Origin of the sequence: Rhodococcus sp. HM1, assembly GCF_023218075.1 — a bacterium.
Taxonomy (GTDB): Bacteria; Actinomycetota; Actinomycetes; order Mycobacteriales; family Mycobacteriaceae; genus Rhodococcus.
Map to the genome: position 1 here is coordinate 17,576 of NZ_JALPTB010000062.1, position 21,854 is coordinate 39,429.

Genomic DNA, 21,854 nt, shown 5'->3' on the forward strand with positions numbered 1-21,854 from the left:
CGGACCGGGGGCCGAAGTGCATGCGGAGCTAACCGATCCGCTGCCCGCAGTTCGAACAGAAGTTCTCGGTGCCGCGGCGCTCGGTGCCGCAGGACGGGCAGAACCGGGCGCCCTGCGCCGCCGGTGCGGGAGCGGTGGGCGGGACCTCGTAGCCCGGGGCTCCCTGCTGCGGCTGAGGTGCGTAGCCGCCGGGCGCGGTGGGCGGCGTGAAACCTGCGGGCGGAGCACCGAACCCACCGGGCGCGCCCGGCTGCGGAACCGGTCCGGCCGGGCCGGTCGGCGGAACAGGTCCACTGCCGGGAGCCCCGTGGAATCCGGCCGCGGCCGCGGCCGGGGCCGGGGTGCGGCGGCTGCGCATGAGCAGGAACCCGCCGAGCCCGGCGATCAGCAGGACCGCGGCAGCGGCGCCGCCGAGGATCAACGGCAGTTTCGACGACGAGGACGACGAGGACGACGCGGCATCGCCGTGCTGCTCGCGCAGACGGACGGCGTCGGACTTGATCGCCGAGATGCCGGGATATTCGGGAGACATGGCGAGGACCGAGTCGAAGCCCTCGATGGCCTCGGTGTAGCGCCCCTCGTAGTACGCGGCGAGGGCGTCGCGGTAGCGCTCGTCGGCGGGGCCCAGCTGGGAGGTGATACCGCGGGCGGCGAGCAGTTCCTCCAGGCCACTCGACGGCGCGATGAAGTTGAACGCCTGGCTTTCACCCGAGGGGCCGAAGCTGTTCACGCCGATGACCCGGCCCTCGAGATCGACCGTCGGGCCGCCGCTCATGCCGCCCGACAGGGCCGCGTCGGTTTCGTAGAACGGGACCGTGCCGGAGGTCTTCTTCGCGCTGACCTTGCCGCTCTTGTTGGTCGGTTCGAGGCTGGGGTCGGTGACCTTCTCGGTGCTGCCGGGGAATCCGACGGACAGCACGGGCGTGCCGATCGCGACGTCGTCGTCGGTCGCGAGCAGCGCGGCGGGCAGGTCGTCGCGCTGCACCTTGAGCAGTGCGACGTCGCCCTGTTCGAGCGGGCGGTACTCGATGACGTTGGCGGGCAGGCGAGTTCCCGAGGTGCCTTCGCCGAACAGCACCGCGATCTCGAGGGTCGGGTCGGATCCGCCCTTCTCGCCCTCGACGGTGAAGCTGCCGTCGACGAACGCGGCGAGCTCTTCGGGAGCCCAGTCCATGTTCGCGGCGTAGATGTCGCCGAACGCGGCGTCGAGGAGCATGCTCCGGACGTCGTCCACGCAGTGCCCGGCCGTCGCGACCCACCCGTCGGGGTTCACCACGAAGCCCGTGCAGGTCCAGCTGGCCTGGTAGGGCGCGGTGTCGAACAGCTCGCCGTCCGGCATGCGGATCCACCCGGTCGTCGTGCCCTCGAGGTACACGGTGGCGGGGCGGATCAGGGCAGCTGCGCGTTGCTCCGGGTTGGCCGCCGGGCGGGTGCTCGTGTCCTGTGCGAGTGCGGCGCCCGGGGATGCGCTGAGGAGGCCGAGCGCAAGTACCGAGCACGCGGCGAACCGGCGTGAGAAGCGGTGTCCTGATCCGGACATGGGTCCTCCGAAGAGACAGTGAGGGTGTGACGTAGGCGAACCCGGCCCACAACAATGTGAGCCTTGGTAACCATTGCGGGACAACGGCGTTCGATTGCCGACACAGAGTATGCCGAGGAGGGGATCGGGCGAAACAGGCAAAATGAATAGTGGTTCAGATGCTAAACCCGAATGGAAGAAGTCTGTGAAAAGTCATCGGTAACGCGGCGGAAAATGAGTACAAATACGCAGACGCGGCCCGCTCCGAAGAGCGGGCCGCGTCGTGCGGAGGTGCCGGCAGTGGCTACTTGTTGATTCCGCGGATGGCTTCGAACACGGCCGGATCGACGAGGGTCGAGGTGTCGCCGAGTTCACGGCCCTCGGCGACGTCGCGCAGCAGGCGGCGCATGATCTTGCCGGAGCGGGTCTTCGGCAATTCCGGCACGACCGAGATCTGCCGTGGCTTGGCGATCGGGGAGATCTCCACCGCCACGTGATCGCGCAGTTCCTTCACGAGCGTGTCGCCGGTGTTCTCCACGTTCTCGCGCAGGATCACGAACGCGACGATGCCCTGGCCGGTGGTCTCGTCGGAGGCGCCGACGACCGCGGCCTCGGCGATGGCCGGGTGCGACACGAGCGCGGACTCGACCTCCGAGGTGGAGATGCGGTGGCCGGAGACGTTCATGACGTCGTCGACGCGGCCGAGCACCCACAGCGCGCCGTCCTCGTCGTAACGGGCACCGTCACCGGCGAAGTACCAGCCCTGCTCGGCGTACCGGGACCAGTAGGTCTCCTTGTAGCGCTCCATGTCGCCCCAGATGCCGCGCAGCATCGACGGCCACGGCTGGTCGAGCACCAGATAGCCGTTGCCGCCCTCGCCGAGTTCGTGGGCCTCGTCGTCGACGATCTTCGCCGAGATGCCGGGCAGCGGCGCCATCGCCGAACCGGGCTTGGTGGCGGTCAGGCCCGGCAGCGGGGAGATCATGATCGCGCCGGTCTCGGTCTGCCACCAGGTGTCGACGATCGGGGCCTTGCCGGCGCCGATGACCTCCCGGTACCAGCGCCACGCCTCCGGGTTGATCGGCTCACCGACCGAGCCGAGCAGCCGGATCGACGACAGGTCGTGGGCGTCGGGAATCTGGCGGCCCCACTTCATGAACGTGCGGATCAGCGTCGGGGCGGTGTAGTAGATCGACACCCCGTACTTCTCGATGATCTCGAAGTGCCGGTGCTCGGTCGGCGAGTTCGGGGTGCCCTCGTAGACGACCTGCGTGGCACCGTTGCTCAGCGGCCCGTACACGATGTAGGTGTGGCCGGTGACCCAGCCGATGTCCGCGGTGCACCAGTACACGTCCTGACCCGGCTTGTGGTCGAAGACGTTGTGGTGCGTGTACGACGCCTGGGTGAGGTAGCCGCCGGAGGTGTGCACGATGCCCTTGGGCTTACCGGTGGTGCCCGAGGTGTACAGGATGAACAGCGGGTGTTCGGCGTCGAACGGCTGCGGGGTGTGCCGATCGGAGGCCTTCTCGACGGTCTCGTGCCACCACAGGTCCCGGCCGTCGGTCCAGTCGACGTCGATGCCGGTGCGCTTGACGACGAGCACGTGCTCGATCGACTCCGCGCCCGCGACCGCTTCGTCGGCGGCGGACTTGAGCGGGGCAGGGGCGCCGCGGCGCCACTGGCCGTCGACGGTGACCAGCAGCTTGGCCTGCGCGTCGTCGATGCGCGAGCGCAGCGCCGAGGCGGAGAAGCCACCGAAGACCACCGAATGCGTCAGGCCCAGGCGCGCGCAGGCGAGCATGGACACGATCGCCTCGGGGATCATCGGCATGTAGATCGCGACGCGGTCGCCGGCGACCAGACCCAGCTCGGTGAAGGTGTTCGCGGCCTTGGAGACCTCGGCGAGCAGATCGTTGTAGGTGATCGCCCGGGAATCGCCGGGTTCACCCTCGAACAGGATGGCGACACGGTCGCCGTTGCCGGCTTCCACGTGCCGGTCCACGCAGTTGTAGGCGACGTTCAGCTGTCCGCCGACGAACCACTTCGCGACCGGGGCGTCGGACCAGTCCAGCACCTCGCTCCACGGCGTCGCCCAGTCCAGACGCTTGGCCTGGGTGTCCCAGAATGCGAGGCGGTCGGCGTCGGCGGCAGCCTGCAACTCGGGACCGGCGTTGGCGGTCGCGGCGAATTCCGCGCTCGGCGGGAACACCTGCTGTTCATGGTCCTGGGCTGCACTCGTCATGATGCCGGGGCCTCTTTCCGGGATGTGCGAAATGAATCGGGCTCAAGTGAGAGTAGTCACCTGTGACGGGGATCGCATCGTTGCATCCACTTGCAACCTGGTCACTTGCGCCGATCGGTCGGTGTCGCGCGACGGATGGTCGGCTGCGTCGACGAACGGACCGCCGACCGGTATCGGACCCCGGACCGGTAGCGTCCACAGACGTGACGGACCCGCTGCAGCCCCTTCTCGACCTGCCCGGAGTGCGCGACGCCGCCGATCGAGCGCGCGACGCGCTCGCCGAGGTGCACCGGCACAAGACCAACCGGCGCGGCTGGCCGAACACCGCCGCGGAGGCATCGGTGCGCGCGGCGCGGGCCTCGGCCGCGATCGACGGCGGCTCGATGGAGCTGCCGCAGCCGGGCGAGGCCGGTGACCCCATCCTGGCCGGCGCACTGCGGGTCGCGCAGGCGCTCGACGGGGACAGCCTCGGCATACTGGTCGCGACGTGGAAGCGGGCTCCGCTGCAGGCCCTCGCGCGACTGCATCTGCTCGCTGCGGCGGACCTGGTGGACGATCCGGAATCGCTGGGTCGTCCCCGGACGGATCCCGGAATCGGGGAACGGCTCGACGCCCTCGCGCAGCTGGTGACCGGAGGGACCCGTGTGCCCGCTCCGGTTCTCGCAGGTGTCGTGCACGGTGAACTGTGCACGCTGCGCCCGTTCGGTGTCGCCGACGGGGTGATCGCGCGCGCCGCCTCCCGGCTCGTGTGCGTCTCGACCGGTCTCGACCCCCACAACCTGGGGGTGCCGGAGGTGACCTGGATGCGCCGCGTCCCGGCCTACCGCGAGGGCATCGCCGCCTTCGGGCAGGGCACCGCGGAGGGTGTCGGCAACTGGCTGCTGTTCTGCTGCGTCGCCCTCGAGTCCGGTGCCCGCGAGGCGACGTCGATCGCCGACGCGTTCGCCGGCTGAGCCACCTGGGGCCCGGTCAGTGTGGTGCCGGCGTAGACGGTCATCCATTTCGGGTGTAGCCGGTAGTAGACCACGTCGTTGTCCCAGTCGAACATCTCCTCGCCGTAGAACGACTTGAAATAGGCGAGCAGTTCGGGCCAGTCCGCGGCCGGTTCGGCGTCGGGCGGGGTGAGGATCTCCACCGTGCCGTGTGTGAAGACGCCCAGATCCTCACCGCGAAGATGAGCGACGCTGGCGGCGGGCCGCGCGGCGAGGTGACGGGCCTTGGCGGCGCTGCGCGCGGTGCCGAAGTGCCACTTGCCGTGGAGGAAGTGCCCGTCCACGCCGCTGATCCGGGGTTCGCCGCACGCCGTCACGGTGGACAGGGCGAGCGTGCACATGCCGGTGAGGACTCGGGTGAGTTGCTCGGCGGTCAGTGTGCTCTCGCGGTTGATGATCGACCGCAGGTGCGCGGTGGACCGGGCGAGGGACGCGTCCAGGAGAGCCTGAAGTTCGGCGAGTTCTTCCGGTGTTTCCTGCATGGGGGCACCTTGTCCGTGATCGGCTGCTGTCGCGGCCGGCGCTCGGCGTCGGTCCGCGAGACCATGCTCGCATCGGATGCTGACACCCTGTGTCAAGAATGCATGGACGTGCGATCCCCGGTCGGGACGTCGCCCCGGGCTTCGGAAGTCGCTGCGGCGCAGGAGAGTTCTGTCGCAGCGAGGCCTTGCACGAAGGAGTCTCCACATGCGAAGCGGGTGGCGCCGCCGACTTGCGTCGGTGTCGCCACCCGCTAGCACGGATCGCCGTGTTACGCATGCGTGCTGGAATGGGTTGTGTGTCAACGACCTCGGCGATGACTCGGGTTTCGCAAGTTCGCCCTTGCAACGGGTGCGAGGAGGTTCGCTCGCGACGCCCCGGATCTCGCAGGTCCACAACGCTTTTGCCCTTATAGTGGCATCGGCTCCGCGTGGGTACTCGGTGTCCGTGCTGGGAAGTCGGTACGGGAGATCGAACCTTCTCTTCCGATTCGCTCTTGGCCTTCCGGCTTCCGTAACACCATTTCTACCCTCTGTTGCCGGGGTCGGCAAGCCCCATTTTCGGGTCGATTTCCGCTGGTGTCCGGCCCTGATCTAGCGCCGCCGGCGCAGGACGGAGTAGGTGGCGGCGCCTGCGAGCAGGGCCGTCGCGGAAACGATCATGCCGACCGTGAGCAACCCGCGACCGCGGATGGTCAGGCGCCGCAGCAGCGGCACGGGCTTGACGAAAGTCAGTACGGGCCAACCTCTTTCCGTTGCGACCCGGCGCAGCGTCCGGTCCGGGTTGACCGCTCGGGGGTATCCGACCGCCTGCAGCATCGGGATGTCCGTCGACGAGTCGGAGTATGCGTAGCTGCGCGCCAGGTCGTAGCCGTATCGCTCGGCCAGTTCCTTCATCGCCGTGACCTTCTCCTCGCCGAAGCAATAGAACTCGAGTTCGCCGGCGTACCGTCCGTCGACGATGCGCATCCGGCTCGCGGTGCTGTGCGACGCGCCGAGTGCTTCGGCGATCGGGGCGACGACCTCCTCCCCGGACGCCGAGATCACGACCACGTCGTGTCCGCGCAGTTTGTGGTCGGCGATGAGGTCCGCGGCCTCCTGGAACACCAGGGGATCGACGATCTCGTGCAGCGTCTCGGCGACGATCGATTTGATCTGCTCGACGTTCCAGCCCTCGCACATCGCCGCGATGTACGCGCGCATCCGTTGCGCCTGATCGTGGTCGGCGCCGGACAGCAGGTACAGGAACTGGGCGTAGGTGTTCTCGATGACCGTGCGACGGTTGAGCAGCCCCTGATCGAAGAACGGCCGGCTGAACGCCAGGACGCTGGACTTCGCGATGACGGTCTTGTCCAGGTCGAAGAACGCGGCGATGCGACCCGCCTCGGAGGGCCGTGGTGTCTCGTCGGTCACCGCACCACAATAGGCCGCTGATCCGCGTTTCGGCCGGTCCTCGGTACCTCGGTCCCACTGAATGTTTCAACTTGCAAATAGTCGAGCGGCCCGGTGTAGTATCGCAAATACCTGGGCGCAACCAGGCTGTGTTCAGCCCGACCCCCCGGGGCTGAACACGACGGCCCTCGCCTCCTCCCCCCTGGCGAGGGTCGTCCCGTATCCGAATGTCTTTCGGTTTCGCCGCGCGCGTCCGCGGCCGGGAAGTTGTCCACAGGCGCCCGGTTCATCCACAGATTCGCCCCCCGCCCCGAAAACCGTCTTCCGCGTCTCGGTGCTTCCACGCACGCTGTCCGCATGAACGACGAGCGCACCGCACGAATCCTCGCGCTGATCTCCGACGGCACCCTGCTGGCCAGTCTGCGGCGCGTGGCCGCTGCATCCGACCGCGACCTCGACGACGCACCCGTCCCTCCGACACGGCGCAGCTGGGACGACGCCGGGCTCGTCGTCGTCGACCATGCCACCGCGGCGGCGATGGAGACGTTCCCGCGGCGGCGCGGCGTGGTTCTCGTCTGCTCGGGTGCCGCGGGGCTGGCGGATTGGCAGGCAGCGGCCGCGGTCGGTGCCGAACACGTGATCGCGCTTCCGGACGACGAGGTCGAACTGCTCGCGGTGATGGGTGCCGCGGCCGAACCGGACACCGGTGGGGGTCGCGTCGTCACCGTCGTCGGCGGGTGCGGAGGTGCCGGCGCCTCCACGTTCGCGGCGGCCCTGGCCTGGACCGCCGCCGACCGCGACGACCCGAACGTGCTGCTCGTCGACGGCGACCCCTTCGGCGGCGGCCTCGACGTGCTCACCGGCCTCGAAGACCGGCCCGGGGTGCGCTGGCCGGGACTGGCCGTCGAGGGCGGCCGGGTCTCCGCGCGGGCGTTGCGCGACGCCGTCCCGGACTGGGCGCCCGGGCTCGGCGTGCTCTCCACCGACCGCACCGCGTCCGGTGAACCGCCGTCGGCCGCGGTCACCGCCGTGCTCGACGCGGCGCGTCGATCCGGAACGGTGGTCGTGTGCGACGTTTCGCGCAGCGTCGGCCCGGCCGCGGAGGCGATGGTCGCCGCGGCCGATCTGGTCGTCCTGATCACCCCGGCGCGGGTGGGCGGTGCGCTCGCGGCGGCACGGACCGCCGAATGGGCGGGGGCGCGAAACCCGAACACGGGTCTCGTGGTGCGCGGGCCCGCGCCGGGTGGGCTCCGCGGCGCCGACGTCGCCGCCGTCGTCGGGATCCCGTTGCTCGCCGCGATGCGGGCCCAGCCCGGTCTCGCCGAAGCCCTCGAACACGGTGGGCTGCGGGTCCGGCGCCGCTCGCCCCTCACCACCGCGGCCGACGCGGTGCTCGCCGTCGTCGGCCTCGACCGGGCGTCCTCGAGGTGGGCGGCATGAGCACCGTGCTGACCACCGACCTGCTCGACCGCGTGCGCGAACGCCTCGCGGGCGACCGCGCCGAACCGACCCCCGCGCGGGTCGCGGCGGCGTTGCGCGCCGAATCCGGTGGCGTGCTCGGAGACTCCGACCTGCTCACCGCCCTGCGGCACCTGCAGACCGAACTCACCGGGGCGGGACCGCTCGAGGCACTGCTGGCCGAACCCGAGGTCACCGATGTGCTCGTGACCGCCCCGGACCGCGTGTGGGTCGATCGTGGTGCGGGTCTGCAGCTCGCTCCCGTCACGTTCCCGGACGAGGCGTCGGTACGCCGGCTCGCCCAGCGCCTCGCGCTGTTCGCGGGGCGGCGGCTCGACGACGCCCAACCCTGGGTGGACGGCCGGTTGCCCGGACACGGCGAGTTCGGGGTGCGGCTGCACGCCGTGCTCGCCCCCGTCGCCCAGGGCGGGACGTGCCTGTCCCTGCGCATCCTGCGGCCGGCCACGCAAGGCCTCGACGCGCTGCTCGCCAACGGCGCCGTGCAGCCGGACGCGTACCGGCTGCTGCGCCGCGTCGTCACGGCCCGGCTGGCGTTCCTCGTCGTGGGCGGCACGGGCGCAGGAAAGACAACGCTCCTCGCGGCGATGCTCGGCGCCGTCGACCCGGGCGAACGGATCGTCTGCGTCGAGGACGCCGCCGAACTCGCACCCACCCACCCGCACGTGGTCCGGCTCGTCGCCAGACCCCCGAACGTCGAGGGCGTCGGTGAGGTCACCGTGCGCGACCTGGTCCGGCAGGCCCTGCGGATGCGACCCGACCGCATCGTCGTCGGGGAGGTGCGCGGCGGCGAGGTCGTCGACCTGCTGACCGCGCTCAACACCGGACACGACGGCGGCGCCGGCACGGTCCACGCGAACTCCCCGGACGAGGTTCCGGCCCGACTCGAGGCCCTCGCCGCGCTCGGCGGACTCGACCGAGCCGCGCTGCACAGCCAGCTGGCCGCGGCCGTGCAGGTGATCCTGCACGTCGATCGGGCGCCCGACGGCACTCGCCGGCTCGTCGAGATCGGGGTCGTCGAGCGCGATCCGGCCGCGGGGGTCCTCGTCGTGCCCGCGTGGACGGCCGTGCACGGGCCGGACGCCGGGATGGAACGGCTCGAGCGGTACTTCCGGCGGCGGGCATGACCGTCGCCGCGGTGTGCCTTGCGGTCGCGGTGCTGGTCGCCCCCGGGCCGATCGCCCGGCACCGTCTCCGGTCGGCCACCGGCACCGAACCCGCTGCAGCACGGCGGGTCGGGTCGCCTCTGGTGATCGGCGCGTCCGCCGCCGTCGTGGTGGCGCTGGTCGTCGGTGTCGCGGTCGCGCTGGCCACGTCGATCGTCGTTGCGACCGCGGTGTGGCGGATGCGCACCCGTCGTCGTGCCCAGGCGGCGGACGCCGACCAGCGGATGCTGCTGGGCGCCCTCGAAACCGTCATCGCCGAACTGCGGGTGGGCAACCACCCGGCCGAGGCGTGCGCGGTCGCTGCGCAGGAGAGCGGTGGTCCGGCCGCCGACGCGTTCCGCGTCGCTGCCGCTCGCGCCCGTCTCGGCGGATCGGCGGCGGACGGACTGCGCGGTGCCACATCCGGTCCGCTCGGCGCACAGCTGGAGCGCGTCGCGGCGGCGTGGGCCGTCTCCGACCGGCACGGGCTCGCACTCGCGGAACTGCTCTCGGCGACGCGCACCGACCTGCTCGGACGGATCCGGCTGCGGGCACGCACCGAAGCGGGACTGGCCGGGGCCCGCGCGACCGCGACCGTGCTCGCCGGGCTGCCCGCGCTCGGTGTCGCACTCGGGCAGGCGATGGGTGCCGCACCGATCGCGGTGCTGCTCGGAGGTGGCCTCGGTGGCGCGCTCCTCGTGTTCGGTACCGGCCTGGCGTGTGCGGGTCTGCTGTGGACCGACCGCATCTCGGCGCGGGTGGCGTCGTGATCGCGGTCGGGGCGCTGTGCCTCGCGGCGGCGGTGCTGGTTCTGCCGGAGACCGGTCGCGGCCGCCTGCGCCGGGTCGTGCAGCCGCCCGGCGACGAATCCGCGACCGTGCTTGCGGCGGAAGAGGATCCGCACGCCGTTCCGGCGACGCTGGATCTGCTCGCGGCGTGCCTGCGCGCGGGTCTGCCCACCGCCACCGCCGCCCGCGCCGTCGCGGAGTCGGCGCCGCCGGGCCTGGCCGATGCGCTGCGGCGTGGTGCCGATCGGCTGCAGCTCGGTGCCGACCCTGCCGAGGCCTGGCACGGGCTCGGCGACGACGAAGTGCTCGAAGCGTTCTCGCGGGCTGCACGACGATCCGCCAAGTCCGGTGCGCCGCTGTCGGGCATCGTCGCCGAACTCGCCGAACGCGGTCGCGCCGAAGCGGAGGACCGGGCGGCCGCCGCGATCGAACGGGCCGGAGTGCTCGTCAGCGGACCGCTCGGCCTGTGTTTCCTGCCGGCGTTCGTGTGCCTGGGCATCGTCCCGGTCGTGATCGGACTGGCGGGGAAGGTCCTCTCGGGAGGACTGCTGTGAGACATCGGCGCGGACGGTCCGTGCCGGTCGGAGGGGAGAAAACATGTTCACCAACGGAATTCGAAACGTACGTGATCGACTCGCGGGGGCCGTGGCCGACGAGGACGGCATGTCGACCGCCGAATACGCGATCGGCACGATCGCGGCCGCGGCGTTCGGGGCCGTGCTCTACACGGTCGTCACCGGCGACAACATCGTCTCCGCGCTGACCGGCATCGTCGAGCGCGCCCTGAACACCGCGGTGTGAGCGGCTCCGGGGAAGAGGGCGGGGTGACCGTCGAGGCGGCGATCACCCTCGCCGCGCTGGTGTCGGTTCTCGTGCTCTGTCTCGGTGCGGTGCTGTGCGTTTCGCATCAGTTCCGCTGCCAGGACGCGGCGCGGGAGGCCGCCCGGCTGGCTGCGCGCGGTGACGAGGCACGGGCGGTCGAGACGGCCGCCCGGGTCGCGCCACCGAACGCGCGGATCACGCTGCGCGAGGACGGGGATCTCGTCGTCGCGGTGGTGTCGGTGGCGGGGCCGTTGCTGCCGCTGGTGACGCTGACCGCCGAGGCCGTCGCGGTCCGCGAACCGGAACCGGTGCCGTGAGTGCACTGCGGGACGACCGGGGCAGCGCCACGATCGTCGGGTGTTTCCTCATGGCCGCGCTCGTCGTCGTGACCGCGACGCTGGTGCACATCGGGTCGGCCGTGGCGTCGCGGCATCGGGCGCAGGCGGCGGCCGATCTGGCGGCGCTGGCCGTCGCGGTCGCCCTCGACCGGGGAAGCGACCGGGCGTGCGGGCAGGCCGAACGGATCGCCGCGCGCATGCGGGTCCGGGTGCGGGAGTGCTCGATCGACGGGTGGGACACGGTCGTCGAGGTCGCCGCGGAGGTGACGTCGGCGCTCCCGGCTAAGGGGGAGGCGGTGGCGATCGCGCGGGCCGGTCCGGCCGGTCAGGGCTCGTCCGCGAGCGCGGTGAGGACCGCACCGAGCAGCGCGATCGCCCCGGCCTTGTCGAGCGGGTCGTTGCCGTTGCCGCACTTGGGGGAGTAGACGCACGACGGGCAGCCGGTGGCGCATTCGCAGGCGAGGACCGCGTCGCGGGTGGCGGTGAGCCATCGGGTGATCCGGCTGTGCCCGCGCTCGGCGAACCCGGCGCCGCCGGGGTGCCCGTCGTACACGAACACGGTCGGCAGCCCGGTGTCGGCGTGCAGTGCGGTGGACACCCCGCCGATGTCGCCGCGGTCGCAGGTCGCGACGAGCGGGAGCAGGCCGATGGCCGCGTGCTCGGCGGCGTGCAGTGCACCGGGGACGCGTTCGGCTCCGATCCCGGCGCGCTCGAGCAGTTCGGGTGTGACGGTGTACATCACGGCCCGGGTCGGCAGGGTCTGCGGCGGCATGTCCAGGGGAATCTGGTCCAGGACCTCACCGGAGGGGAGGCGCCGCAGATAACCGATCACCTGATGCGTCACCTCCACCCGCGCGAACGTGACGGTGACGTCGCCCGCGGTGCGCTGTTCGTCGACGGAGGTGATGGTGATGTCGGTCAGTTCCCGGGCGAACGTGGACCATTCGGGGTCCTCCGCGTGCACGAGGGCCACGCCGTCGTCGAGGTACAGCTCGTCGACGACGAACGATTCGCCCTGGTGCAGGTGCACCGCGCCCGGATGCACGGTCGCGGGAGCGCGGCCGGCGTCGACGGTGCCGAGCATCCGGCCGGTGTCGGCCTCGACGATCGCGATCTGGCTGCCGATCCCGCCGCGGATGTCGAGGCCGGCGTGCGGGTCGGTGTCGGGGGTGACGAACCAGCCGTGCGGGCGCCGGCGGATCAGGCCCTGCGCGGCGAGGTCGGCGAGCACGTCCTCCGCCCCGAACTCGGCGACCTCCGCGTCGGTGAGCGGCGCCTCCAGCGCGGCACACAGCAGTTGCGGACCCAGCACGTACGGATTCGCCGGATCGGTGACGGTCGCCTCGACGGGTGTGCCGAGCAGCGCCTGCGGATGATGCACGAGATAGGTGTCGAGCGGGTCGTCGCGGGCGACGAGCACCACCAGCGACCCGGCGCCGCGCCGGCCGGCACGGCCACCCTGCTGCCGGAACGACGCGACCGTCCCGGGGAAACCGGCGACGACGACCGCGTCGAGCCCGGCGATGTCGACACCGAGCTCGAGCGCGTTGGTGGTCGCGACGCCGAGCAGACGACCGTCGGCGAGGGCCGCCTCGAGCTCGCGGCGGTCCTCGGCCAGGTATCCGGCGCGATAGGCGGCGACCCGGTCGACCAGGTCCGGGGCGGAGGCGGCGAGCAGTCGGCGCGCGGCGATCGCGGTCGATTCGGCGCCGTGCCGGGACCGCACGAACGCGAGCGTGCGGGCTCCTTCCACGACGAGATCGGCGAGCAGGCGCGCGGCTTCGCTGCCGGCGGCGCGGCGCACGGGTGCACCATGTTCCCCGGTGACGTCGGTGAGCAGCGGTGGTTCCCACAGGGCGACGGTGCGCGGACCGGACGGGGAGCAGTCCTCGGTCACCTCCCGGCAGGGCGCACCGATCAACCGGGACGCGGCCGCACCCGGCTCTGCCGTCGTCGCCGAGGCCAGCACGAACACCGGATGCGCGCCGTAGTGCGCCGCGATCCGCCGCAGCCGCCGCAGGATCAGCGCGACGTGGGAGCCGAACACGCCGCGATAGGCGTGGCACTCGTCGACGACGACGTACCGCAGCCGTTTGAAGAACCGGCTCCAGCGGCTGTGGCCGGGAAGCAGACCGAGATGCAGCATGTCCGGGTTGGTGAAGATCCAGCGCGAGTGGGCACGGGCCCACTGGCGGAGTTCGGTCGAGGTGTCGCCGTCGTAGGAACACGGGCGCACGCTCGCCAGAGCCGGATCCGCACAGGTCAGCTCCGTGGCCGCGCGCAACTGGTCGGCGCCGAGCGCTTTCGTCGGCGACAGGTACAGAGCCGTCGCGTGGGGATCCTCGCTCAGGGCGGAGAGCACCGGCAGTTGGTAGGTGAGGGATTTTCCCGACGCGGTTCCGGTGGACAGCACGACGTGGCTGCCTTCCGCGGCGAGGGTCGCGGCGACGGCCTGGTGTTTCCAGGGCCGGTCGATTCCGCACTCGCGCATCACGCGCACCACCGGTTCGGCGACCCAGTCCGGCCACTCGCTGTGGATCGCTTTGCACGCGGGAAGCCGCGCGGTGTGGGTGAGCGGGTGCTCGCTCGCGGGGGTGCCCTCGAGGATCCGGTCGAGCAGTTCGTCACCGAAACCCACGGTCGCGTCGGGGGACGGACGGTGGTGCGGGGTGGTCACGGTGTGCTCCGAGGGTCGGGTGGGGCCGATGTTCAGCGTAGGCCCAACGGTCCTGGTTCGGTCGGGGTGGTAGGTCGTTCCGGGCAGTAGTATCGACAACAAAAGGTCGGCAAATTTCCCGCGTGCTGTAACAAGATCAGAAATTCGGGCGATTTGTACGCCCTCCCACTGTTGTGCGCGCCGGGTTCGTGGTTGACTGACACCGGTCGCAGCTTCTGTGTTCGTTGACTTGAGAAAGTGCACGCTCGCAGGATCGAGGTTGCGAGCGCGGTGCTTTGCTCTTCCACATGGGGGGATCAAGAAAGTACAGCGGTCGGAACCGGCCCGGTGGACCGCGCACCCGGCGGCCCACCGAATCCGGTGTTAGGAAAGAGAAGGAAAAGCATGGCACAGGGCACTGTGAAGTGGTTCAACGCGGAGAAGGGCTTCGGCTTCATCGCTCCCGAAGACGGCTCCGCCGACGTGTTCGTCCACTACTCCGAGATCCAGGGCTCCGGCTTCCGCACCCTGGAGGAGAACCAGCGAGTCGAGTTCGAGGTGGGCCAGGGCACCAAGGGCCCGCAGGCCACCGGTGTGCGCGCTCTCTGATAGTTCGCAGCGCGAACTACCAGGTGGATCTCGGTCCTCACGGATCGAAGCCTGAATTCGTCCCCTGTCACCGTCGGTGATGGGGGACGATCCATTTCTGTGCACGACCGATTCGTGCACGACCGGTCGCGCGACGCGCGGCGTGCTGAATGGGGAGGTGCCCGTGGTGGGACAACTGTCGATCTTCGGCGCCGAAACCGTACCGCCCGCGCTCACCGACCTCAGCGGACTGCTCGCCGCGCAGGGACAGGTGGTCGTGTCCGCCGGCAAGGCGCGCATCTCCGTGGTGGTCGACGAACGCTGGCGCGCCGACGCGATCGCCGAGCTGATGACGCAGGCCGGCCTCACGCCCGAGACCACCACCACCGACGAGGGACGCCCCCTCGTCCGGAGCGCCGCTGTCGAGGACCTCGTCCCGCTCGCCACGCAGTGGACCCGCGGAGCCGTCAAGGCCGTGCCGCCGGGCTGGGTGCCCGGGTCGCGGGCGCTGCGCGCGTGGGTGCTGGCCGCCGGCCGGATGGAGGTGGACGGCGAGCGGTATGTGCTGGGACTCGACCCGCACGCACCCGACACCCATCCGGTGCTCGCCCAGTCGCTGATGAGGGCCGGGATCGCTCCGACCCTGATCGGTACGCGCGGCACCGGACCGGGACTGCGGGTGTCCGGCCGCAGGCGTCTGACCAGGCTCGGAGAGAACATCGGCGAGCCCCCGGACGACCCCTCCGCGCGGTCGATGTGGCCCCACGTGACGGGCGACGATTTCGACAGGTGACGAGCCGGTCGCCGGTCATGTGCGACCCTGTGTGTGGCCGCGTCGGGGGGACGGGTCGGTATACATGTCCTTGAAGAAGCAGGCATGTCGACAACTAGGGAAGGTGCGGGCGGCACGGTGGCAGCACGGGACAAGAGCACGTCGGACGGCTCGTCGGGCACTCGTCGGCTCGTCATCGTCGAGTCTCCGACCAAGGCGAAGAAGATCGCGCCGTACCTCGGACGGGGCTACGTCGTCGAGGCGTCGGTCGGCCACATCCGGGACCTGCCGCGTGGCGCGGCCGACGTCCCGGCCAAGTACAAGGGTGAGCCGTGGGCCCGGCTCGGCGTGAACGTCGACCAGGACTTCGAAGCGCTGTACGTGGTCAGCCCGGAGAAGAAGTCCAAGGTCGCCGAGCTCAAGAGCCTCCTCAAGGACGCCGACGAGCTGTACCTCGCCACCGACCCCGACCGTGAGGGCGAGGCCATCGCCTGGCACCTGCTCGAAACGCTCAAGCCGAAGGTCCCGGTTCGCCGGATGGTCTTCCACGAGATCACCGAGCCCGCAATCCGGGCGGCTGCGGAGAACACCCGCGATCTCGACATCGACCTGGTCGACGCGCAGGAAACCCGCCGCATCCTCGACCGCCTGTACGGCTACGAGGTCAGCCCGGTGCTGTGGAAGAAGGTCATGCCGCGGCTGTCGGCGGGCCGTGTGCAGTCCGTCGCGACCCGCGTCATCGTGCAGCGCGAACGCGAGCGCATGACGTTCACGTCCGCCGAGTACTGGGACATCGCCGCGACCCTCGACGCCGGCGCCGACGCCAGTCCCCGATCGTTCGGGGCGCGGCTGGTCGGTGTCGACGGAAGCCGCGTCGCGGTCGGCCGCGACTTCGGCCCGGACGGTCAGCTCAAGTCCACCGGGGTCGCGGTGCTCGACGAGGCCCGCGCGCGGGCCCTGGCCGCCGCGCTCGAAGGCGCGGCGCTGGCCGTCACCTCCGCCGAGTCCAAGCCGTACAGCCGCAAGCCGTACGCACCGTTCATGACGTCGACGCTGCAGCAGGAAGCGGGCCGCAAGCTGCGGTTCTCGTCCGAACGGACGATGCGCATCGCGCAGCGGCTGTACGAGAACGGCTACATCACCTACATGCGTACCGACTCGACGACGCTGTCGGAGTCGGCCATCGCCGCGGCTCGGGCCCAGGCCACCCAGCTGTACGGGGCCGAGTACGTCAGTCCGAGCCCGCGGCAGTACACCCGCAAGGTCAAGAACGCGCAGGAAGCGCACGAGGCGATCCGCCCCGCCGGCGACGTGTTCGCGACGCCCGGCGAACTGCACTCGCGCCTGGACACCGACGAGTTCAAGCTCTACGAGCTGATCTGGCAGCGCACCGTCGCCTCGCAGATGGCGGACGCACGCGGCACCACGCTGACGCTGCGGATCACCGGTACCGCCGCGACCGGTGAGGAATGCGTGTTCTCGGCGTCCGGCCGGACCATCACGTTCGCCGGCTTCCTCAAGGCCTACGTCGAAAGCGTCGACGAGGAGGCCGGTGGCCAGTCCGACGACGCCGAGTCCCGGCTGCCGAACCTCAGCGAGGGGCAGTCCGTCACCGCGACGAAGCTCGACCCGGACGGACACTCGACGAACCCGCCCGCCCGCTACACCGAGGCCAGCCTGATCAAGGCACTCGAAGACCTCGGGATCGGCCGTCCGTCGACGTACGCGTCGATCATCAAGACGATCCTGGACCGCGGCTACGTCTACAAACGCGGCAGCGCACTCGTGCCGTCGTGGGTGGCCTTCGCGGTGATCGGCCTCCTAGAAGCGCACTTCGGGCAGCTCGTCGACTACGACTTCACGGCCGGGATGGAGGACGACCTCGACGAGATCGCGTCCGGTCACGAGCACCGGAACGCCTGGCTGTCGAGCTTCTACTTCGGTGGCGAGCGGGGTGCCGAGGGATCCGTCGCCCGCGAGGGTGGCCTCAAGAAGATGGTCGGGGAGAACCTCGAGGAGATCGACGCCCGCGAGATCAACTCGATCCGCCTGTTCGACGACTCCGAAGGCCGCGAGATCCGCGTGCGCGTCGGCCGCTTCGGTCCGTACCTCGAGCGGATGGTCGTCGACCCGGCCAACCCGGACGGTGAGCTGATCTCGCAGCGCGCGAACCTGCCCGACGACCTGCCGCCGGACGAGCTGACCCGCGAATACGCGGAGAAGTTGTTCGCGACGCCGCAGGAGGGCCGCAGTCTCGGTTTCGACCCCGTCACCGGCAACGAGATCGTCGCCCGGGAAGGTCGCTTCGGCCCCTACGTGACCGAGCTGCTGCCGGAACCGCCGGCCGAAGCCGAGGAGCCGGAGCCCGCGGTCACGCCGATCCCGGTCGACGAGATCGAGTCCGGCGGCACCGCGACGAAGACCGCGAAGAAGGCCGCCGCGAAGAAGGCGCCGGCCAAGAAGGCCGCGAAGAAGGCCACCGGGCCGAAGCCGCGCACGGCGTCGCTGCTCAAGTCGATGGACCTGTCGACGGTCACGCTCGACGATGCCCTCCGGTTGCTGTCGCTGCCGCGGGTGGTGGGCGTCGACCCCGAGACGGGTGAGGAGATCACGGCGCAGAACGGCCGCTACGGCCCGTACCTGAAGAAGGGCACGGACTCGCGGTCGCTCGCGACGGAGGAACAGATGTTCACCGTCACCCTCGACGAAGCGCTGAAGATCTACGCCGAACCCAAGCGGCGTGGACGGCAGGCCGCGGCGACCCCGCCGCTGCGTGAGCTCGGCATCGACCCGGTCAGCGAGAAGCCGATGGTCATCAAGGACGGCCGGTTCGGCCCGTACGTCACCGACGGTGAAACCAACGCGAGCCTGCGCAAGGGCGACGAGGTCGCGACGATCACCGACGAGCGTGCCTCCGAACTGCTCGCCGACCGTCGTGCCCGCGGCCCGGCCAAGAAGGCGACGAAGAAGGCCGCGGCCAAGAAGACCCCGGCCAAGAAGACGGCGGCGAAGAAGACCGCCGCCAAGAAGACGACCGCCAAGAAGACGACCGCCAAGAAGACGGCAGCCAAGAAGGCCGCCGAGTAGGGGTGACGGGCCCGCGGGGCCGTCGTATCCTCGCGGCGTGTACCGCGAGCAGGCGTCGGGTGTCGCAGGCGTGATCCTGTGGTCCGCGTCGCGCGCGGCTGCGGGGTCCCACGTGCTGCCGGACGGGTGCATGGACCTGATCTGGCACGAGGACGGATTCCTCGTCGCGGGACCGGACACCCGGGCACACCACTCGGACCTGGGGACCCTCCGGTCGCTGACCGCGTTGCGCTGCGCACCCGGAATCGGCCCGGCCCTGTTCGGCGTCGACGCGTGCGAACTGCGTGACCAGCGCGTTCCCCTCGACCAGGTGTGGTCGTCGGCGCAGGTCCGGCGGCTCTCCGATGCTGCGCACGTCGCGCCCGCGGCCGCCCTCGTCGCGCTCGCCCGCACGCAACTCGCCGACGCCGACCTCCGAATCGATGTGGCCGTCGCGGGAATGCTCGCGGCGGGAGAGTCCGTCGCGGACACCGCGGCGGCGATCGGGTGGAGCGACCGGCAGCTGCATCGCCGCGCGTTGCGGACCTTCGGATACGGGCCGAAGACGCTGGCCCGGGTTCTGAGATTCCGGACCGCCGTAGACCTGGCCCGGGCCGGCGGCGGCTTCGCGAGGATCGCGGCCGACTGCGGTTACTCCGATCAGGCCCACCTCGCGCGTGAGGTGCGTGCCCTGTGCGGAACGACTCTCACCGACCTCGCCGGATAGTCACGACAGCGCGGCCGGTTACGACAGCGCGGCGAAGAGGTCGATCGAGTGCCCGTCCGGGTCCTGGACCAGGGCGTAGCGCTGTCCCCAGAAGGCATCCCACGGGGCCTTCACCTCGGTGCAGGACGCCGACAGCAACGCCTTGTACGTGGCATCGACGCCGTCCGGGCTGCCGCAGTCGAAGGCGAGGGACGCGCCGCCGGTGCCGGGCGTGAATTCGGGATGGAACGACCGGACGGACTCGACGGTGTCCCACAGCAGACGCAGACCGCCGGGCAGTGTCACCTCGAAGTGCGGGCTGTCCGGCGGTTCCGTCGGTAGGTCGAGGCCGAGGAGTCGATAGCAGTCGAAGGAGCGGACGAGGTCGGACACCACGAGTCCGACGGCAGACAGGTGCGGAGTCATGATCCGAACCTAGGCAGAGCGGGTTCGGGTGTCTTGCAGATTTCGGACAGCAGCGGGAGCGGGATCGTCGGTGCCTGCCGCTACGCTGCCCTGCATGGGTGTCTTCGATCGTCTCGTCGGTCAACGCGACGTCGAGACGGACCTGATCGCTGCCGCGATCGCGGCCCGCAACGGCGACACGGGATCGGCGATGACCCACTCGTGGCTGTTCACCGGGCCTCCCGGGTCGGGGCGGTCGGTCGCGGCACTGTGTTTCGCCGCGGCACTCCAGTGCACCGACCCCGGCGAACCCGGCTGCGGACACTGCCATGCCTGCACGACGACGATGGCCGGCACCCACGGTGACGTGCGCCGGGTCGTACCCGAGGGCCTGACCATCAGCGTCAAGTCCATGCGCGAGATCGTTCAGACCGCGTCGCGCCGGCCGAGCACGGGACGTTGGCAGATCGTCGTCGTCGAAGACGCCGACCGGCTCACCGAGGGTGCTGCGAACGCGCTCCTCAAGGTCGTCGAGGAACCACCGCAGCGCACCGTCTTCCTGCTGTGCGCGCCCTCGGTCGATCCCCAGGACATCTCCGTCACGCTGCGCTCACGCTGCCGCCACATCGGACTCGTGACGCCCAGCGTCGAATCGATCGCCCGGGTGCTGCGCGACGTCGACGGGATCGACGAGCGCGCGGCACAGTGGGCCGCATCCGTCAGCGGCGGTCACGTCGGCCGCGCCCGGCGCCTGGCGACCGACGAGTCCGCGCGTGCCAACCGCACCCGCGCACTCGACGTGGCCAAGGCGGTCCTGCACCCGGCCACCACCTACGCCGATGCCGAGGACCTGGTCCAGCGCGCGCAGGCCGAGGCCAAGGAGATCACCGGATCGATCGACGAACGGGAAACCGAGGAGCTGAGGACGGCACTGGGGGCGGGCGGCACCGGAAAGGGAACCGCGGGAGCCCTGCGTGGGTCGGCCGGTGTCCTCAAGGCGCTCGCGGACAAACAGAAGGTGCGCCTGACCCGAACCGAGCGCGACATCATGGACCGGGCACTGATCGACCTCGCCGGGCTGTATCGTGACGCGCTCGCGGCCGCGTTCGGCGCCACCACCACACCGAACCATCCGGACATGGCCGAGCGTGTCCGCGACCTCGCGTCCCGCACCTCCCCGGAATCACTGCTGACCTGTATCGAATCGATCCTCGAGTGCCGCGAGGCGCTCGCGCAGAACGTCAAACCGCGTTTCGCGGTCGCTGCGATGGCGGCCAGGTTGAGCTCCGCGTTCCGCTGATCTACGTGCAGGTTTGCATCCTCCGGGGGGTGGTCGGCTACACTTCGGACGCCGAATGGCTCGCTGCCTTAGCTCAGTCGGTAGAGCATTTCACTCGTAATGAAAAGGTCGTCGGTTCGATTCCGACAGGCAGCTCAGAAGGGGAAGGCCCCTCACCGGGAACACGGTGAGGGGCCTTCCTCGTTCCTGCCCATCCGCATCGGACCAGCCCACACACATCGTCGGAAACAGGGACGATGGAAGCATGGCCATGGAAATCTTCTCCCTGATCGTCATCATCGGGGCCCTCGCCGTCGTCCTCCCGATGGCGATACGTGTGTTCCGACGACACGACGACGAGTAGCCGGAACGCAGTGCTCGACAACCGGTCGCGGGGCGCTCATGCTCGTTATATGAGCGAGTCGCTGAAGGAACGAGTGCGCGAAAAGATACTCCGGCAGCGCATCGAGGACGGCGGACGTCCGCTCGGGGACGCCGAAGGCGACAACCCCCGGCTCGTCGATATCAGCTATGACCTCGCGCTGCTGGATCAGGCATCGGAGGACGACGACGTGGTCCAACAGCTCGCCGTCAAGTACTGGGTGCCCTGACCTCTTCTCGACGCCTGAACCACCCCGAAACCGTCGTTGACCTGGTGATTTGGTGTTCTGCGTAGCCTTCGCGTAACTTATTCCAGGTCAGAGCGACACGGACACCGACCCGGACCGGAAGGTACGGGAAACGAGGTTGGACGAAGGCGCCTGCGAATTTCACTGGTTCGGAACCTTCTGGTAGGGTTTCGCACCGCCCCTGATTCGGGAAGCGCACGGATTTGCGTCTGTGGGTGGATGGGATTAGGCTGGAACAGTTGCCCCGGAACGGACGGACTGCGGTCCGCGAGTGATGGTGTGTGCGTGTTCTTTGAGAACTCAACAGTGTGCCGATGAATGTCAGTGCCAAATTTTTTTGGTGCGACCACTTCACAATTATGTGGGTGGTTGTTGCTGGACATCACATTCTTCCGTCTGTGGTGGTCCAGTGTTTGCTAGTTTGAGTTTTTATGCTAGTGATTTGGCTCGATGTCTATGACTGATTACCCCTTCGGGGGAATCGTGAGTCTTTAACGGAGAGTTTGATCCTGGCTCAGGACGAACGCTGGCGGCGTGCTTAACACATGCAAGTCGAACGA

Annotated in this window: 18 protein-coding genes, 1 tRNA gene, 1 rRNA gene and 2 pseudogenes; 16 read left to right on the top strand and 6 right to left on the bottom strand. The window is 70.0% G+C overall.

What is annotated here, in order from left to right; genetic code table 11:
• Positions 1-28: 28 nt before the first annotated feature.
• Both M1M07_RS25310 and acs read right to left on the bottom strand, forming a co-directional pair.
• The gene (locus M1M07_RS25310; protein WP_248675943.1) at positions 29-1,540 is read right to left on the bottom strand and encodes a trypsin-like peptidase domain-containing protein; all 1,512 of its coding nucleotides are present in this window, start codon (positions 1,538-1,540) and stop codon (positions 29-31) included.
• 283 nt (positions 1,541-1,823) lie between these two features.
• Complete coding sequence (gene acs / locus M1M07_RS25315; RefSeq protein ID WP_248675944.1) at positions 1,824-3,761, bottom strand: acetate--CoA ligase; 1,938 nt, start codon at positions 3,759-3,761, stop codon at positions 1,824-1,826.
• A 203-nt stretch (positions 3,762-3,964) separates the two neighbouring features.
• On the opposite strand from acs, the gene M1M07_RS25320 reads away from it, so the two are divergent.
• Positions 3,965-4,714: an oxidoreductase gene (locus M1M07_RS25320; RefSeq protein ID WP_197256843.1), complete on the top strand. Its 750-nt coding sequence runs from the start codon at positions 3,965-3,967 to the stop codon at positions 4,712-4,714.
• A 29-nt stretch (positions 4,715-4,743) separates the two neighbouring features.
• On the opposite strand, the pseudogene M1M07_RS25325 reads toward M1M07_RS25320, so the two are convergent.
• Together M1M07_RS25325 and M1M07_RS25330 are read right to left on the bottom strand one after the other, a co-directional pair.
• Positions 4,744-5,235 (bottom strand): annotated as a pseudogene (locus M1M07_RS25325) (pyridoxamine 5'-phosphate oxidase family protein); the annotation flags it as partial.
• A 591-nt stretch (positions 5,236-5,826) separates the two neighbouring features.
• Positions 5,827-6,645 (bottom strand): HAD-IB family hydrolase, encoded by an 819-nt coding sequence (locus M1M07_RS25330; RefSeq protein ID WP_197256839.1) that lies wholly within the window; start codon positions 6,643-6,645, stop codon positions 5,827-5,829.
• A gap of 336 nt (positions 6,646-6,981) precedes the next feature.
• Here M1M07_RS25330 and ssd point away from each other — a divergent pair, with 336 nt between their 5' ends.
• The 7 genes and pseudogenes from ssd to M1M07_RS25365 all read left to right on the top strand — a co-directional run.
• Positions 6,982-8,064, top strand: coding sequence for a septum site-determining protein Ssd (ssd, locus tag M1M07_RS25335; protein WP_282582321.1), 1,083 nt, complete (start codon positions 6,982-6,984; stop codon positions 8,062-8,064).
• Positions 8,061-9,227, top strand: a complete 1,167-nt coding sequence (locus tag M1M07_RS25340) for a TadA family conjugal transfer-associated ATPase (RefSeq protein ID WP_248675945.1) — start codon at positions 8,061-8,063, stop codon at positions 9,225-9,227. Before ssd ends, M1M07_RS25340 begins: the two co-directional genes overlap by 4 nt.
• Positions 9,224-10,015 carry a type II secretion system F family protein gene (locus M1M07_RS25345; RefSeq protein WP_248675946.1) on the top strand — a complete coding sequence of 264 codons (792 nt, stop codon included), beginning with the start codon at positions 9,224-9,226 and terminating at the stop codon, positions 10,013-10,015. Before M1M07_RS25340 ends, M1M07_RS25345 begins: the two co-directional genes overlap by 4 nt.
• Positions 9,979-10,587 (top strand): type II secretion system F family protein, encoded by a 609-nt coding sequence (locus tag M1M07_RS25350; protein WP_248675947.1) that lies wholly within the window; start codon positions 9,979-9,981, stop codon positions 10,585-10,587. Before M1M07_RS25345 ends, M1M07_RS25350 begins: the two co-directional genes overlap by 37 nt.
• A gap of 43 nt (positions 10,588-10,630) precedes the next feature.
• Entirely contained in the window at positions 10,631-10,834 is a 204-nt protein-coding gene (locus tag M1M07_RS25355) for a DUF4244 domain-containing protein (protein ID WP_197256821.1), read from the top strand.
• Positions 10,835-10,857: 23 nt separating this feature from the next.
• A complete protein-coding gene (locus M1M07_RS25360) occupies positions 10,858-11,172 on the top strand; it encodes a TadE family type IV pilus minor pilin (protein WP_197256992.1) in 315 nt (104 codons plus the stop codon).
• Positions 11,173-11,177: 5 nt separating this feature from the next.
• Positions 11,178-11,516 (top strand): annotated as a pseudogene (locus M1M07_RS25365) (Rv3654c family TadE-like protein); the annotation flags it as partial.
• Between the two features lie 2 nt (positions 11,517-11,518).
• On the opposite strand, the gene M1M07_RS25370 reads toward M1M07_RS25365, so the two are convergent.
• Complete coding sequence (locus M1M07_RS25370) at positions 11,519-13,870, bottom strand: DEAD/DEAH box helicase (RefSeq protein WP_248675948.1); 2,352 nt, start codon at positions 13,868-13,870, stop codon at positions 11,519-11,521.
• 384 nt (positions 13,871-14,254) lie between these two features.
• Between M1M07_RS25370 and M1M07_RS25375 the strand changes: the two genes are divergently transcribed.
• From M1M07_RS25375 to M1M07_RS25390, 4 genes are all read left to right on the top strand, one after another.
• Positions 14,255-14,458, top strand: coding sequence for a cold-shock protein (locus M1M07_RS25375; protein ID WP_003935252.1), 204 nt, complete (start codon positions 14,255-14,257; stop codon positions 14,456-14,458).
• A 166-nt stretch (positions 14,459-14,624) separates the two neighbouring features.
• The gene (locus M1M07_RS25380; RefSeq protein ID WP_197256818.1) at positions 14,625-15,230 is read left to right on the top strand and encodes a hypothetical protein; all 606 of its coding nucleotides are present in this window, start codon (positions 14,625-14,627) and stop codon (positions 15,228-15,230) included.
• Between the two features lie 84 nt (positions 15,231-15,314).
• Complete coding sequence (topA, locus tag M1M07_RS25385) at positions 15,315-18,296, top strand: type I DNA topoisomerase (protein ID WP_248675949.1); 2,982 nt, start codon at positions 15,315-15,317, stop codon at positions 18,294-18,296.
• A 37-nt stretch (positions 18,297-18,333) separates the two neighbouring features.
• Positions 18,334-19,002 (top strand): AraC family transcriptional regulator, encoded by a 669-nt coding sequence (locus tag M1M07_RS25390; protein WP_197256816.1) that lies wholly within the window; start codon positions 18,334-18,336, stop codon positions 19,000-19,002.
• 18 nt (positions 19,003-19,020) lie between these two features.
• Here M1M07_RS25390 and M1M07_RS25395 read toward each other — a convergent pair whose 3' ends face one another.
• Entirely contained in the window at positions 19,021-19,407 is a 387-nt protein-coding gene (locus tag M1M07_RS25395) for a VOC family protein (protein ID WP_197256814.1), read from the bottom strand.
• 94 nt (positions 19,408-19,501) lie between these two features.
• Between M1M07_RS25395 and M1M07_RS25400 the strand changes: the two genes are divergently transcribed.
• The 4 genes from M1M07_RS25400 to M1M07_RS25415 form a co-directional block, all read left to right on the top strand.
• Positions 19,502-20,686, top strand: a complete 1,185-nt coding sequence (locus tag M1M07_RS25400) for a DNA polymerase III subunit delta' (RefSeq protein ID WP_248675950.1) — start codon at positions 19,502-19,504, stop codon at positions 20,684-20,686.
• 62 nt (positions 20,687-20,748) lie between these two features.
• Positions 20,749-20,821: transfer RNA gene (locus M1M07_RS25405), tRNA-Thr, on the top strand.
• 257 nt (positions 20,822-21,078) lie between these two features.
• Complete coding sequence (locus tag M1M07_RS25410) at positions 21,079-21,276, top strand: hypothetical protein (protein WP_197256812.1); 198 nt, start codon at positions 21,079-21,081, stop codon at positions 21,274-21,276.
• Between the two features lie 509 nt (positions 21,277-21,785).
• Positions 21,786-21,854 (top strand): 16S ribosomal RNA (locus tag M1M07_RS25415); the annotation flags it as partial.

Excerpts from the sequence above, each read along its gene's own strand:
- ssd (WP_282582321.1), top strand. The coding sequence starts at position 6,982 with ATGAACGACGAGCGCACCGCACGAATCCTCGCGCTGATCTCCGACGGC.
- acs (WP_248675944.1), bottom strand. The coding sequence starts at position 3,761 with ATGACGAGTGCAGCCCAGGACCATGAACAGCAGGTGTTCCCGCCGAGC.
- M1M07_RS25400 (WP_248675950.1), top strand. The coding sequence starts at position 19,502 with ATGGGTGTCTTCGATCGTCTCGTCGGTCAACGCGACGTCGAGACGGAC.
- M1M07_RS25355 (WP_197256821.1), top strand. The coding sequence starts at position 10,631 with ATGTTCACCAACGGAATTCGAAACGTACGTGATCGACTCGCGGGGGCC.
- M1M07_RS25395 (WP_197256814.1), bottom strand. The coding sequence starts at position 19,407 with ATGACTCCGCACCTGTCTGCCGTCGGACTCGTGGTGTCCGACCTCGTC.
- topA (WP_248675949.1), top strand. The coding sequence starts at position 15,315 with ATGTCGACAACTAGGGAAGGTGCGGGCGGCACGGTGGCAGCACGGGAC.
- M1M07_RS25340 (WP_248675945.1), top strand. The coding sequence starts at position 8,061 with ATGAGCACCGTGCTGACCACCGACCTGCTCGACCGCGTGCGCGAACGC.
- M1M07_RS25410 (WP_197256812.1), top strand. The coding sequence starts at position 21,079 with ATGAGCGAGTCGCTGAAGGAACGAGTGCGCGAAAAGATACTCCGGCAG.
- M1M07_RS25375 (WP_003935252.1), top strand. The coding sequence starts at position 14,255 with ATGGCACAGGGCACTGTGAAGTGGTTCAACGCGGAGAAGGGCTTCGGC.
- M1M07_RS25345 (WP_248675946.1), top strand. The coding sequence starts at position 9,224 with ATGACCGTCGCCGCGGTGTGCCTTGCGGTCGCGGTGCTGGTCGCCCCC.
- M1M07_RS25310 (WP_248675943.1), bottom strand. The coding sequence starts at position 1,540 with ATGTCCGGATCAGGACACCGCTTCTCACGCCGGTTCGCCGCGTGCTCG.